The 13,914-nt window shown below is 50.8% G+C and carries 10 protein-coding genes; 5 read left to right on the top strand and 5 right to left on the bottom strand.

What is annotated here, in order from left to right; translation table 11 throughout:
- Positions 1-79: 79 nt before the first annotated feature.
- Complete coding sequence (gene cueO / locus AC0IWZ_RS02810; protein ID WP_034493419.1) at positions 80-1,666, bottom strand: multicopper oxidase CueO; 1,587 nt, start codon at positions 1,664-1,666, stop codon at positions 80-82.
- 156 nt (positions 1,667-1,822) lie between these two features.
- Between cueO and AC0IWZ_RS02805 the strand changes: the two genes are divergently transcribed.
- From AC0IWZ_RS02805 to AC0IWZ_RS02795, 3 genes are all read left to right on the top strand, one after another.
- The gene (locus AC0IWZ_RS02805) at positions 1,823-2,170 is read left to right on the top strand and encodes a YacC family pilotin-like protein (RefSeq protein WP_034493417.1); all 348 of its coding nucleotides are present in this window, start codon (positions 1,823-1,825) and stop codon (positions 2,168-2,170) included.
- Positions 2,171-2,519: 349 nt separating this feature from the next.
- On the top strand, positions 2,520-2,969 hold the full coding sequence (locus tag AC0IWZ_RS02800; RefSeq protein ID WP_246864852.1) for a hypothetical protein: 450 nt from the start codon (positions 2,520-2,522) through the stop codon (positions 2,967-2,969).
- Positions 2,966-4,273 carry an FKBP-type peptidyl-prolyl cis-trans isomerase N-terminal domain-containing protein gene (locus AC0IWZ_RS02795; protein ID WP_471678199.1) on the top strand — a complete coding sequence of 436 codons (1,308 nt, stop codon included), beginning with the start codon at positions 2,966-2,968 and terminating at the stop codon, positions 4,271-4,273. The genes AC0IWZ_RS02800 and AC0IWZ_RS02795 overlap by 4 nt, the downstream gene beginning before the upstream one ends.
- Before the next feature lie 37 nt (positions 4,274-4,310).
- On the opposite strand, the gene yacL is transcribed toward AC0IWZ_RS02795, so the two are convergent.
- Positions 4,311-4,673: a protein YacL gene (gene yacL, locus AC0IWZ_RS02790; RefSeq protein WP_034493415.1), complete on the bottom strand. Its 363-nt coding sequence runs from the start codon at positions 4,671-4,673 to the stop codon at positions 4,311-4,313.
- A gap of 152 nt (positions 4,674-4,825) precedes the next feature.
- Positions 4,826-7,423 carry a bifunctional aconitate hydratase 2/2-methylisocitrate dehydratase gene (gene acnB / locus AC0IWZ_RS02785; protein ID WP_156104851.1) on the bottom strand — a complete coding sequence of 866 codons (2,598 nt, stop codon included), beginning with the start codon at positions 7,421-7,423 and terminating at the stop codon, positions 4,826-4,828.
- 404 nt (positions 7,424-7,827) lie between these two features.
- Between acnB and AC0IWZ_RS02780 the strand changes: the two genes are divergently transcribed.
- Positions 7,828-9,531, top strand: coding sequence for a DUF3300 domain-containing protein (locus AC0IWZ_RS02780; protein WP_471678200.1), 1,704 nt, complete (start codon positions 7,828-7,830; stop codon positions 9,529-9,531).
- 11 nt (positions 9,532-9,542) lie between these two features.
- A complete protein-coding gene (locus tag AC0IWZ_RS02775) occupies positions 9,543-10,391 on the top strand; it encodes a DUF2950 domain-containing protein (RefSeq protein WP_156104850.1) in 849 nt (282 codons plus the stop codon).
- Positions 10,392-10,435: 44 nt separating this feature from the next.
- Here AC0IWZ_RS02775 and lpdA read toward each other — a convergent pair whose 3' ends face one another.
- Together lpdA and aceF are read right to left on the bottom strand one after the other, a co-directional pair.
- Positions 10,436-11,860 carry a dihydrolipoyl dehydrogenase gene (lpdA, locus tag AC0IWZ_RS02770; RefSeq protein ID WP_410373872.1) on the bottom strand — a complete coding sequence of 475 codons (1,425 nt, stop codon included), beginning with the start codon at positions 11,858-11,860 and terminating at the stop codon, positions 10,436-10,438.
- A 153-nt stretch (positions 11,861-12,013) separates the two neighbouring features.
- A complete protein-coding gene (gene aceF / locus AC0IWZ_RS02765; RefSeq protein ID WP_471678201.1) occupies positions 12,014-13,900 on the bottom strand; it encodes a pyruvate dehydrogenase complex dihydrolipoyllysine-residue acetyltransferase in 1,887 nt (628 codons plus the stop codon).
- Positions 13,901-13,914 lie beyond the last annotated feature (14 nt).

The raw sequence follows: 13,914 nt of genomic DNA, 5'->3' as shown, positions 1-13,914 counted from the left end.
CATCCCGTCCTTCTCCCCCTGGAGAAGGAGAAACCAATTCCCTCTCCTGTGGGAGAGGGTTAGGGTGAGGGCGTAATCGCTACGCCACCGTAAACCCAAGCATCATGCCGGTATCTTCATGTTCCAGCAGATGGCAATGCGCCATATAGGCCTGCTCTTTCGCAGCCGCATGTTCAAAGCGCACTAACACTTCACTACGCCCGCCTTCCACACGAACCGTGTCTTTCCAGCCCTGACGGTGAGCCTCAACCGACTTACCATTTTCGCTCAGAATGCGGAACTGCGTGCCGTGAATATGGAACGGGTGCAGCATCATGTCGCCTTCACCGGAAATCGTCCATTTCTCGTACTTGCCTTTCTCGACCGCAAACGCAGGCGTGTTCATATCAAATGCTTTGCCGTTAATCTTATTGGCATTATGGAAGTCAAAGCCCTGCTGGCCGTGATTCATACCACCATGATTCATTTTGCCATGGTCCATCTTTCCGTGGTCCATATTGCCCATCATGCTGCCATGCCCTGCCATGTTCATGCCCGCCATCGCCTGCTGGCCATATTTGTCCATCAGCGCTTGCATCCCCATCATGTCCAGCATCGGGTCCATCATCAGCTGTAACCAACGCTCGGTAATACCATCCGTAGCAGGAATTGCGGGAACGTTAGCCAGCTTGTCAGGCATATCGCCGGATGCGGCAATAATCAGCGGTTGAATACGCACCACAGGCTGCGGTTTGTCGAACGGCGCAACCGTCATACCCATTTGTTTAACCGGGAGTGTGACGATATCGAACGCTTTGCCGTCGCGGGTATCGACCAGCACTTCGAAACGCTCGCCCATCAGCATTGGCAGTTCGGTCACTTTTACCGGCTCCGCCAGTAAGCCACCGTCGCTGCCAATCACATACAGTGGGCGATTGTCGCTGGCGGCAATATTCAGAGAACGGGCATTACAGCCATTGAGCAGACGTAAACGCAGCCAGCCGCGCGGGTTAGCATGTTGCGGATACACCGCGCCGTTGCACAGCAACGTATCGCCAAACCAACCGACCGCAGCACTCATTACGTCCAGTTGGTAGTCAATTTGGCCGTCAGCCGCAAAACGTTTGTCCTGAATAATTAATGGCACATCGTCAATGCCCCACTGTTTTGGCAAACGCAGCGCACGGCTTTCAGGATCGTCAATCAGCACCAGCCCCGCCAGCCCCATAGCCACCTGATGGCCAGTTTTGCCATGTTGATGCGGGTGGAACCAGCAAGTGGCGGCACGTTGCTGCGGAGTGAATTTCACGGTGCGTTTGCCACCAGCGGCGATCACGCCTTGTGGCCCACCATCGACATCACCAGGAACTTCCAATCCATGCCAGTGAACCGTAGTTTCTTCAGCAAGTTGGTTATTAATCTCGACCGTGACTTCTTCGCCCTGCGTCAGTTGCAAAGCCGGCCCAAGTAAATTGCCGTTATAGCCCCACGTGGTGGCCGTCTTGCCATTAAAAGTGCTTTTGCCCGCTTGCACGGCTAAACGGATGCTATTCTTTGCATCAGGGGCGAGAATTCCGGGGATCGGTAATGCGGGTCTGTCGGCAGCCAGTGCCGCTTTACTCCAGAGCGGCAGCGCGCTAAAAGCGCCAATAGCAGCAGAATATTTTAGAAAATCACGGCGTTGCATATTCAGTTCCTTTCATTAGCAGGCGTGATAGTGAGCATAAACTCTGCCCTTAGGGGAAGGTCAAGTTTTATACGGGTTGCAGGGCAGATAATAAATCTCGTCGCACCATATTTAACTGTGTTAACGTTTCGTATCTGATAAAAAGTGGTAGATGTGATGAAGATGGGAGTTAGGGCATTAATCCTGGGCTTGTTGATGGCTTTTTCCACCAGCAGTCAGGCACTTAGCGAGTCTGAAGCAGAAGATATGGCCGATCTTACTGCTGTGTTTGTGTTCCTGAAAAACGATTGTGGCTACCAAAATCTGCCGAACGGACAAATTCGTCGTGCACTGGTCTTTTTTGCCCAGCAAAACCAGTGGGATTTGAGCAATTACGACACCTTTAATATGAAGGCGCTCGGTGAAGATAGTTATCGTGACTTAAGTGGTATTGCCATCCCTACCGCGAACAAATGTAAATCCCTTGCCCGTGACTCGTTAAGTTTGCTCGCCTACGTGAAGTAACCCGTCTTTTTAAAACGCATCAGGAAATTATAGCCGCTCTAAAGCGGCTATTTTTGTCAATTCCGTACGTCGATATATAACAATTTCCTAAAAAACATGCAGCCAATTGCGTAAAAATAAAAAAGAGTTATCCTTGTTCTTGCAAGTAGTTAATTGAAGACAATTTTAATAAGAGTAATATTACAGAGTGCTTTTTAATTATTAATTAGGTGAAGACATTCCTAACCTACACCAGGCTATTTATTCATATAAAAAACCATGTCATTTAAACTCATCGCCAGAGTTTATTAACTGCTATGGGAATCTGCATAATTTTTATAATAATACCTAAGGATGGATAGACGTGACCATGACAATTAAAAACGCCATCAACGTTTTTTGCCCGGCGATTGCAACTATGGTTCTCATGTTGGTCAGCGGTTGTAGTGCCTCGCCCTCACAGCAAGCAAAGCCCATTGCAAAAACACAAGCAATACAGACTATTCAGCCCGCGCCGAATATTGAAAGCATCACTCAGCCTACGGTGAAAACACCTCAACAAGAACAAATCACCTTTTGTCGCATGGCACTTGATTCATTACAGAAAGTGAATCCAAACCGTGCGCGTAAATTAAGTAATGACTTTAATTCCCTTGTAAGCGCCGCCTCACAATATAATGCAGTGCGCGGGCAAGTTGGTGATACCACACGCCAGGCCATTGACTCTATGTATCACTTTAAGAGTGTGAAATTGTGTGCCGATATTGATAAGGAATTAATGGACAGCTTAGTGCAACGCGGTGAGAGTGCTATCCGATGAAACGTCATTCTTTAATATTGCATGTACCGTTGGCAATTACTTTCCTGTACGGGTTAAGTCACCCCGCCAATGCGGAAGAAGATCCGTTAGCTGTTATTACGGCGAGTTCTAATTTCGATAATTCTGTCCCGGCCATTCTGAATTATGCTCAGCAAGAACAGGGCAAACCCTCTTCTGGATCTGTCCAGGTTGCTCCGAAAACCCAGAAACGGGTCCAGGCAAGCGATAAGAAAAGTTCGCTTGATACCAAATATTCCCAGCAACAAGGTTGGCTAACGCAAAAAGATGCCACCATTCGTCAACTTCAGATGCAACTTGCGGATAAAAATGCGCAAGAGGAAACGTTCTCACAAAAAGAAGAAGAGCTGACGACACAGATTAAAGCCTTACAAACGCAGCTTGGCGCCCAAAAGCTGCAAAATACTGAACTTGCAGATGTGCAGAAACAATCAGCATTACTCGAGGCGCAACTCAAAGAAAAAGGCACTCAGCTTGATACCCTGACCCAAAAACTCAACGACAATCAGCAACAGCATTCAACGCAAGTTAGCGCCCTGCAAGAGCAGTTGAATCAAGAAAGCCTGGCGGTGAAAGCGAAGGAAGCCGAACTGGCAAAAATCACCAGCGATTTTAGTCAGTTCAAAGATGAAGCCGCAAAAAAATCCGCCGTGGTGGATTTAAAGCTCGTGCCTCAACAACAGGCTTACTCTATTGGTGTCTCGCTTGGGAATGATGTTCTACAGGAGCTAAATACCCGTGAAGCACAGGGTGTGAAGGTTGATCGGGATGCCGCCCTATTGGGCATAAGCGATGTGTTTAAAGGCACGCTGGCACTTGATGAAAGCACGCGGAATAAATCTCTCGCCGCGGCCTCTCAGGCTTTGTACGAAAACCTGTCTAAAGCAGAGAGCCAGTCGATTAAAGAAGGGAAACTGTACCAGCAGAAATTTGCTAAACAAAAAGGCGTTGAGTTCAAAGAAGGCGTCTACAGCAAGATTGATTACGCAGGCCAGGAAGCGATTGAACCAGAAGATACCGTGGTTATCGTAATGAAAGAGACGCTAACAGACGGTACGGTCATTACCGATATGGATGCGGCAGGCAAAGTCTGGTCACAGCCATTGAGCGCTTACCCGCCAATTTTTAGCGGCCCGCTTAAACGTCTGGGCAACCACGGTAGTATTACCGTTGTCGTCCCACCGGATCTTGCCTATGGCAGTAAAGGATTACCGCCGAAAATCCCACCGGGTGCCACCATGACTTACAGCATCCGGGTCGTTGATGTGATTAAAAAAACCAAGTAATACTGTTCAGCATTCAGGCCCGCAAGGGCCTGCTTTTTTATCGCTGGCTCAAAAACTCGCGATAGGCCACTATGACTTGCATAAAATCTTCAACGCCGCAGAAGGACAAGCTTTCTTCATCGTAGTAGTTCATCCCCTCTTCCATTTCATCACCTGAAATTTCCAGTTGATTGGCACGAATCATCACTTCTTCACCATCGAGCAACACTGTGTATTCATGCCCGACACGTTGCCACTGGCGTTCGCTACCTTTGACTGAATTTACCGCCTCTTCGACTTCGTCGAGCAGCCCGAGATTGTCTTTTACTTCTTCATTAAACCAATGGCCCACCACTTCGTGCCCCATCGACATACGCACTTTCACCAACCCGGTGACATCACGCAAAAATTCATATTCCATGGTGTTTTCCTCTACCTTGCCTGGGGAAATGCAGTCCCCCTTAGCGTATAGAGTAAGTATCGCAGCAAAGTCGGCGAAAAACAGCGTTCAGGTCCATGGGTGGCAAATAAAAAGGGAGGCCTAAGCCTCCCTTGTCGCAGATTGGGTAAATGTTATACCGCAGTCTGGAAAATCACACCGTCTGCTTTCTCGGTGTACTGAGAAAGTTTGTCAAAGTTCAGGTAACGGTAAGTATCAACAGCCGTCTTATCAACCTGCGCCATAAAGGTCTGGTATTCGTCAGGAGTTGGCAGTTTGCCCAGCAGTGAAGCCACTGCGGCCAGCTCTGCGGATGCCAGGTAGACGTTAGCGCCAGTACCTAAACGGTTAGGGAAATTACGCGTAGACGTTGAAACCACGGTTGAACCATCTGCCACACGCGCCTGGTTACCCATGCACAGTGAACAGCCAGGGATTTCGATACGCGCACCGCTCTTACCAAACACGCTGTAGTAGCCTTCCTCAGTCAACTGAGCGGCATCCATACGCGTTGGTGGCGCAACCCACAGACGAGTCGGCAGCTGGCCTTTGTGGCTATCGAGCAGTTTACCTGCCGCACGGAAGTGGCCGATGTTAGTCATGCAAGAACCGATAAACACTTCGTCGATTTTCTCGCCCTGAACATCAGACAGCAGACGTGCATCGTCAGGATCGTTTGGCGCACACAGAATTGGCTCTTTGATATCGTTCAGATCAATTTCGATGATCTCTGCGTATTCCGCATCGGCATCGGCTTCCAGCAACTGAGGATCCGCCAGCCATTTTTCCATGCCCTGAATACGGCGCTCAAGCGTACGACGATCGCCGTAACCTTCTGCGATCATCCACTTCAGCAGCACAATGTTAGAGCTCAGGTATTCTTCGATCGGCTCGCGATCCAACTTAATGGTACAGCCGGCAGCAGAACGTTCAGCGGAAGCATCGGTCAGCTCAAACGCCTGCTCGACTTTCAGCGTTGGCAGGCCTTCGATTTCCAGGATGCGACCAGAGAAGATGTTTTTCTTACCTTTCTTCTCAACGGTCAGCAGGCCTTGTTTAATGGCATACAGCGGGATCGCGTGAACCAGGTCGCGCAGAGTAATCCCCGGCTGCATTTTGCCTTTGAAGCGCACCAGCACAGATTCAGGCATATCCAGTGGCATCACGCCAGTTGCCGCAGCAAACGCAACCAGACCAGAGCCCGCCGGGAAGGAAATACCAATTGGGAAACGGGTGTGGGAGTCACCGCCAGTCCCAACGGTATCCGGCAGCAGCATACGGTTCAGCCAGGAGTGGATAACACCATCGCCCGGACGCAGCGAGACGCCGCCACGGTTCATGATGAAGTCAGGCAGTGTGTGGTGAGTATTCACATCCACAGGCTTAGGATAAGCGGCAGTGTGGCAGAAGGACTGCATCACCAGGTCAGCCGAGAAGCCCAGGCACGCGAGGTCTTTCAGCTCATCACGGGTCATTGGACCGGTGGTGTCCTGAGAACCGACAGACGTCATTTTTGGTTCGCAGTACTGGTTCGGGCGAATGCCGTCCACGCCACAGGCGCGGCCAACCATTTTCTGCGCCAGAGAGAAGCCGCGAGTACTGGCGACAACATCTTTCGCCTGCACGAAGACTTCGCTGCGTGGCAGATCCAACGCTTCACGTGCTTTAGTCGTAAGACCGCGACCGATGATCAGCGGAATACGGCCACCGGCACGAACTTCGTCCAGCAACACGTCAGTTTTCAACTCGAAGTTTGCGATAACGTCGTTGGTTTCGTGGTTACGCACTTCGCCTTTGTATGGATAGATATCAATGACATCGCCCATGTTCAGGTCGTTTACGTCAACTTCGATTGGCAGCGCACCCGCATCTTCCATGGTGTTAAAGAAGATTGGCGCAATTTTGCCGCCGAGCACCACACCGCCGCCGCGCTTGTTCGGCACGTTCGGGATGTCATCGCCCATGAACCACAGCACGGAGTTAGTCGCAGATTTACGCGAAGAACCGGTACCCACTACGTCGCCCACATAAGCCAGCGGGAAACCTTTTTTGTTTAACGCTTCGATCTGTTTGATCGGGCCAACGCTTCCAGGCTGATCCGGTTCGATACCTTCACGGGCATTTTTCAGCATCGCTAATGCGTGCAGAGGAATGTCCGGACGTGACCAGGCATCAGGCGCTGGAGACAAGTCATCGGTATTCGTTTCGCCGGTGACTTTAAATACGGTAACAGTGATTTTCTCAGCCAGTTTTGGACGAGACAGGAACCATTCGGCGTCAGCCCAGGATTTCAGCACTTGTTGCGCGTGGGCATTACCTGCTTTTGCTTTTTCTTCCACATCGTAGAAGTTATCGAACATCAGCAACGTGTGGGACAGTGCTTTAGCGGCAATCGGTGCCAGCTTTTCGTTATCCAGCGCATCAATCAGCGGATGAATGTTGTAGCCACCTTGCATAGTGCCAAGCAGTTCTACAGCTTTCTCTGGGGAGATTAACGGGGAGGTCGCCTCACCTTTAGTGAGGGCAGCCAGGAAACCGGCTTTAACATAGGCGGCTTCATCAACGCCTGGCGGAACACGATTGGTAATAAGATCTAAAAGGAATTCTTCTTCACCCGCTGGCGGGGATTTCAGCAGCTCGACCAGTGCGGCCATTTGGGATGCTTCTAAAGGTTTTGGAACAATCCCATCTGCAGCACGTTCGGCTACGTGCTTACGGTATTCTTCTAGCACGACGGTTCTCCTCGCTCTCATTGTCATTTCGGTTCCGGCTATTCTCTTCACGCTCCTGTGAGACAGCAGTTTGTAGGATAAATGCCCGGTACCGCGACGGGCAGCATAGCAGGATTTTCAGGGGGGGTGAATGTGTTTACAAAAAAGCAACATTAAATACTTGCTGAATCGTTAAGGACAAAACATTACTTTTCGATATGACCTAATGACGCAAAAAAACGACGTTCAGACACGGGGTTTTGTACAGAATTTGTATAGCCAGAAATAATATTTCACGGTTTCGGACAACATTTACGGCAAGAATCACCGTTTAAGTCAAAAATTAAACTATCAGCTCCCTATACTCGCCAGACACAGCCGCCTTACGGCATAGCTCTCTACTTCTGAATACCAGGAGAAGTTAAATGAAGTTGCCCTTTAAGCCCCATATTCTTGCTCTCATTTGCAGTGTCGGAATTTTAGCGGCATCTGGCGTTGTGTATGTGAAAAGCCAGACATCGCCTGTAACAACACCCGCGGCACAGACCACACAACCGGCTCCAGCGGCACCAACGGCTCCAGCTACAACGCCTGCACCAACCGCAGCGGCAGTCGCGCAACCGGCCTACAGCACGGCTCAACTCGACCAATGGGTTGCACCTGTAGCGCTTTACCCTGACCCACTTTTGTCTCAGGTATTAATGGCGGCAACTTACCCTGCGAACGTGGTTCAGGCGGTGCAATGGTCGCGTGATAACCCAAAACTTGAGGGGGATGCCGCGATTCAGGCCGTGGCAAATCAACCATGGGATCCGAGCGTAAAATCTCTTGTCGCCTTCCCACAGTTAATGGCCTCGATGGGTGAAAATCCGGAATGGGTACAAAATCTGGGGGATGCATTTTTAGCCCAGCCGCAAGATTTGATGGATTCAGTGCAGAAGTTGCGTTTGCTGGCGCAGCAAACCGGCGCTTTAAAAACTACGCCACAACAAACGGTCACGAGTACGCCTGTCACGGTGAACCAGAATACAACGGTCGCAGCGCCTGCGAGTTCCGGCTCCTCTTCGTCTTCATCAAAAACCGTCGCAGCAGCTCCAGCGCAGACGGTGATTAAAATCGAGCCGACTGACCCGCAAGTGGTGTATGTCCCGACCTACAATCCATCCACGGTATATGGCACCTGGCCGAATACCGCTTATCCGCCGACGTATCTCCCACCACCTCCAGGGGAACAATTCAGCAACAGCTTTGTGAATGGCCTTGGGTTCAGCCTGGGTATTGCAACCACCTATGCGATATTCAGCAATATCGACTGGGATGATGACGATTATCACCATCATGATGATTACCATGGTGGCGGCAACGGCAATAACATCAATATTAACAACGTTAATAACTTCAACCGTATCTCCGGGCAAAATATTCAGGATCGCAATAATATTGCCTGGCAACATAACCCGGCTTATCGAAATGGTGTGCCATATAACAACAGCAATGTTGCCCAGCGCTACCATCAGACCAACGTCGCAGGCGGTTTGAGTTCCACTCAAAGAGCGCCCGTTAACCGTGATGCCCAACGACAAGCTGCAGCCACACAGTTGCAGCAAAACAAGGGGAGAATTGATGCGGCAGCGCCGCAATTAGCTTCTCGTGATGCCCAACGTAAGGCTTCATCGCAACAATTGAATCAGATTGCCCAGCGCAATAATTACCGTGGATATGATTCGCAAAATGCGGATTCACGCCGCAATACTGCGAAGCAACAGTTCAACCAATCCGCGAATCAGCAGCAACGCCGGGACACGGCTAAAACTCAGTTGCACAACCCGACAGCACAGCAACAACAGCGTCGCGATAATGTGAAATCGCAAGAACATCGTCAGACTTCACCGCAGCAACAACAGCGTCGCGAAACGGCTCAGCAACACCGCAGCAGTAACAATCTCGGCCAGACACAACGTGCGGTATCGCGTCCGAATGCGTTTAGTGGGAATGACAGCCGCTCTCCTTCCTGGCAGGCGCAAAACCAGCGTGGGCAGCAAAGTCTGAATCGCTCATCGGCTCATCGTGAGCAACGTAGCCCGTCAAGAGAACACAGTTCCGGTCATCGTGAATTTAATCGCCGCTAAAAGGAGGCATCATGAAAAATCGTATGAAGTTAAGTGCGTTAGTAATGCTTATGCTGCCTGCTTTCGTTCAGGCACAGCAGTTATTCAACACACCTGAGTTAGCGGCCCAATCATTTGCCACGGCAGTGATAAGCCAGGATGAAGCGGCGCTGACGGAAGTGCTGGGTGATAACTGGCGGCAATATCTGCCCGATGAAAAAGCCGATCCTGAAGCCGTCGCCCGTTTTGTTCGTGACTGGAAAGTCAGCCACAACATTGAGGAACAAGGTGAAACCGCGCATTTGAATGTCGGACAAGAAAACTGGCAGTTGCCGATTCCGATGGTGAAAACACAGGCGGGCTGGCATTTCGACATGCAGCGAGCGGCAGATGAAATTCTTACCCGCACTATCGGTCTGAACGAACTTTCTGCCATTCAGGCCGTACAAGCCTACGTTGCGGCGCAGCAGGATTATTATCAGCTAGACCAGCAGTACGCGCAGAAGTTTGTCAGCACCGAAGGCAAGAAAGATGGATTGTACTGGCCCGCAGTGCCAGGTGAAGCGCCCAGCCCTCTCGGCCCAAGCTTCAGCCCGGTACAACCTGGCATGGGCTATCACGGCTACCATTTCCGGATCCTGACGGCTCAGGGGGCTGACGCTCCGGGTGGTGCTAAGAACTATATTAGCGACGGAAAAATGACGGAAGGTTTTGCGTTAATCGCCTGGCCTGTTGAATATGGGGAAACTGGCGTCGCAACCTTTATGGTGAATAACCAGGGCGTGGTTTATCAAAAAGATTTAGGGGAAGAGACGGCTGAGAAAGTGCAGGAAATAAAAGAATTCAATCCGGATAAAAGCTGGCAGGAAGAGCAACAGTAACCCAATAAAAAACCCGCCTCGGCGGGTTTTTTACCATCAGGCGATTACTTCTTTTTCGCTTTCGGGTTTGGCAGGTCGGTGATGCTACCTTCAAAGATCTCAGCAGCCAGACCTACAGACTCGTGCAGAGTCGGGTGCGCGTGGATGGTGAGCGCGATGTCTTCAGCGTCACAACCCATTTCGATAGCCAGACCGATTTCGCCCAACAGCTCGCCGCCGTTAGTCCCGACAATCGCACCACCGATAACACGGTGAGTTTCTTTGTCGAAAATCAGTTTGGTCATACCGTCTGCGCAATCGGAAGCGATAGCACGGCCAGAAGCAGCCCACGGGAAGGTGGCGGTTTCGTAGCTGATGCCTTTTTCTTTCGCTTCTTTCTCGGTCAAACCAACCCATGCAACTTCTGGCTCAGTGTACGCGATTGAAGGAATCACTTTCGGGTCGAAGTAGTGCTTCATGCCCGCGATAACTTCAGCGGCAACGTGGCCTTCGTGAACACCTTTATGAGCAAGCATTGGCTGGCCGACGATATCGCCGATAGCGTAGATGTGCGGCACGTTAGTGCGCATTTGCTTGTCAGTACGGATGAAACCACGGTCGTCAACTTCAACGCCAGCAGCACCCGCATCCAGCAGCTTACCGTTAGGTACGCGACCGATTGCAACCAGAACCGCGTCGTAACGCTGTGGTTCAGCTGGAGCTTTTTTGCCTTCCATTGTGACGTAGATGCCATCTTCTTTGGCTTCAACGGCAGTCACTTTGGTTTCCAGCATCAGGTTGAATTGCTTGCTGATACGTTTAGTGAAGACTTTCACCACGTCTTTGTCGGCAGCCGGGATAACCTGGTCGAACATTTCAACCACGTCAATCTCTGAACCCAGCGCATGGTACACAGTACCCATTTCCAGACCGATGATACCGCCACCCATAACCAGCATGCGTTTTGGTACGGCTTTCAGTTCCAGTGCGTCGGTAGAATCCCATACGCGTGGATCTTCATGCGGAATAAATGGCAACTGAATCGGACGAGAACCCGCCGCGATAATTGCGTTGTCGAAAGTGATAGTCGTTGGACCATTTTCACCTTCAACAACCAGGGTGTTAGCGCCGGTAAATTTACCCAGGCCATTCACCACTTTAACTTTACGACCTTTCGCCATACCAGACAGGCCACCAGTCAACTGGTTGATAACCTTTTCTTTCCAGGTACGGATTTTGTCGATGTCAGTTTTCGGTTCGCCGAAAACAATGCCGTGCTCAGCCAAAGCTTTTGCTTCTTCGATAACTTTAGCAACGTGCAGCAGGGCTTTAGAAGGGATACAGCCAACGTTCAGACAAACACCGCCGAGGGTGCTGTAACGTTCTACAATGACGGTCTCCAGACCTAAATCAGCGCAACGGAAAGCAGCAGAGTAACCTGCCGGGCCTGCCCCAAGTACGACGACCTGAGTTTTGATTTCAGTACTCATCATGACCTCTTTATTATTCTCCGCCTGCAGTCTACAAAATTGTTAACAATTTTGAAACAAAAACGGCAAGCGAATTGTCCTTTGCATCAGATAATCTCGAACTGCATCACGAGATTACCAGAAAAAAGCCGACCGAAGGGTCGGCTTTTTGGCTTACATCACCAGGCGGCGAATATCGGCCAGCGTGTTGTTGATGATGGTGATAAAGCGTGCACCATCAGCACCGTCAATCACGCGGTGGTCGAAGGAAAGAGACATCGGCATCATCAGACGCGGAGTGAACTCTTTACCATTCCAGACCGGCTCGATAGCAGACTTGGAGACACCCAGGATGGCCACTTCCGGCGCATTAACGATTGGCGCGAAGTGAGTCGTCCCGATACCGCCCAGGCTAGAGATAGTGAAGCAACCGCCCTGCATTTCGCCAGCAGTCAGCTTGCCATCGCGAGCTTTCTTAGAAATAGCCATCAGTTCGCGGGACAGCTCAGAGATGCTCTTCTTGTTCACATCTTTGAAGACCGGAACAACCAGACCGTTTGGCGTATCAACCGCCACACCGATGTTGATGTATTTCTTCAGCGTCAGCTTCTGGCCGTCTTCTGACAGGGAGCTGTTGAAGCGAGGCATTTGCTCAAGAGCAGCAGCTACCGCTTTCATGATGAACACGACAGGCGTGAACTTCACGTCCAGCTTGCGCTTGGCAGCTTCGTCATTCTGCTGTTTACGGAACGCTTCCAGATCGGTGATATCCGTTTTGTCGAAGTGCGTAACGTGCGGGATCATCACCCAGTTACGGCTCAGGTTCGCACCAGAGATTTTCTGGATACGGCCCAGTTCAACTTCTTCGATTTCGCCAAACTTGCTGAAGTCAACTTTCGGCCATGGCAGCATGCCAGGCAGACCGCCGCCCGTTGCCGCAGCCGGTGCAGTTTCTGCACGCTTAACAGCATCTTTCACGTAAGTCTGAACGTCTTCGCGCAGGATACGACCTTTACGGCCAGTCCCTTTCACTTTCGCCAGGTTCACACCGAACTCACGCGCCAGACGGCGAATCAGTGGGGTGGCATGAACGTATGCGTCGTTTTCAGCGAATTCAGTTTTGCCGGAGGCCTGCGCTGGTGCCGCAGTTGGTTTCTGAGCTGCTGCCGCAGGAGCCGGAGCTGCTGCTTCTTGCTTAGCGGCAGGAGCTGCTGGTGCAGCGCCTTCCACTTCAAAGACCATAATCAGAGAACCGGTAGACACTTTGTCGCCCGTGTTGATTTTGATTTCTTTTACAACGCCTGCGAACGGAGCCGGGACTTCCATAGAGGCTTTATCGCCTTCTACGGTGATCAGTGACTGTTCAGCGGCAACTTTGTCGCCCACTTTAACCATCACTTCAGTCACTTCAACTTCGTCACCGCCGATGTCTGGCACGTTAACTTCTTTTGAGCCAGAAGCCGCAGGTGCAGCAGCCGGAGCCGCTTCAGCTTTAGTTTCTGTAGCAGCCGGTGCAGCACCCGCTACTTCGAAGACCATAATCAAAGAACCGGTAGACACTTTGTCGCCAGTGTTGATTTTGATTTCTTTTACAACGCCTGCGAACGGTGCCGGGACTTCCATAGAAGCTTTGTCACCTTCAACGGTGATAAGAGATTGCTCTGCTTCTACTTTGTCGCCAACTTTAACCATAATCTCGGTAACTTCTACTTCGTCACCGCCGATGTCTGGCACGTTCACTTCTTTAGCCGCAGCTGCTGCCGGAGCGGCCGCTGGCGCTGCTTCTTTCTTCTCTTCAGCCGGAGCTGGTGCAGCTTGCGCTGCACCTTCGGCGGATTCGAAAATCATAACCAGTTTGCCGGTTTCAACTTTGTCACCAACCGCAACTTTGATCTCTTTGACCACGCCTGCTTGCGGAGAAGGGACTTCCATTGAAGCCTTGTCACCTTCCACGGAGATGATGGACTGGTCAACTTCAACCTTGTCGCCCACTTTCACCATGATTTCGGTCACTTCAACTTCGTCTGCACCGATGTCCGGTACCTTGATTTCGATAGCCATTTTATTCTTTACCT

This window comes from Buttiauxella sp. AC142 (genome assembly GCF_979253435.1).
This window is presented reverse-complemented; position numbering and strand designations above follow the sequence as displayed.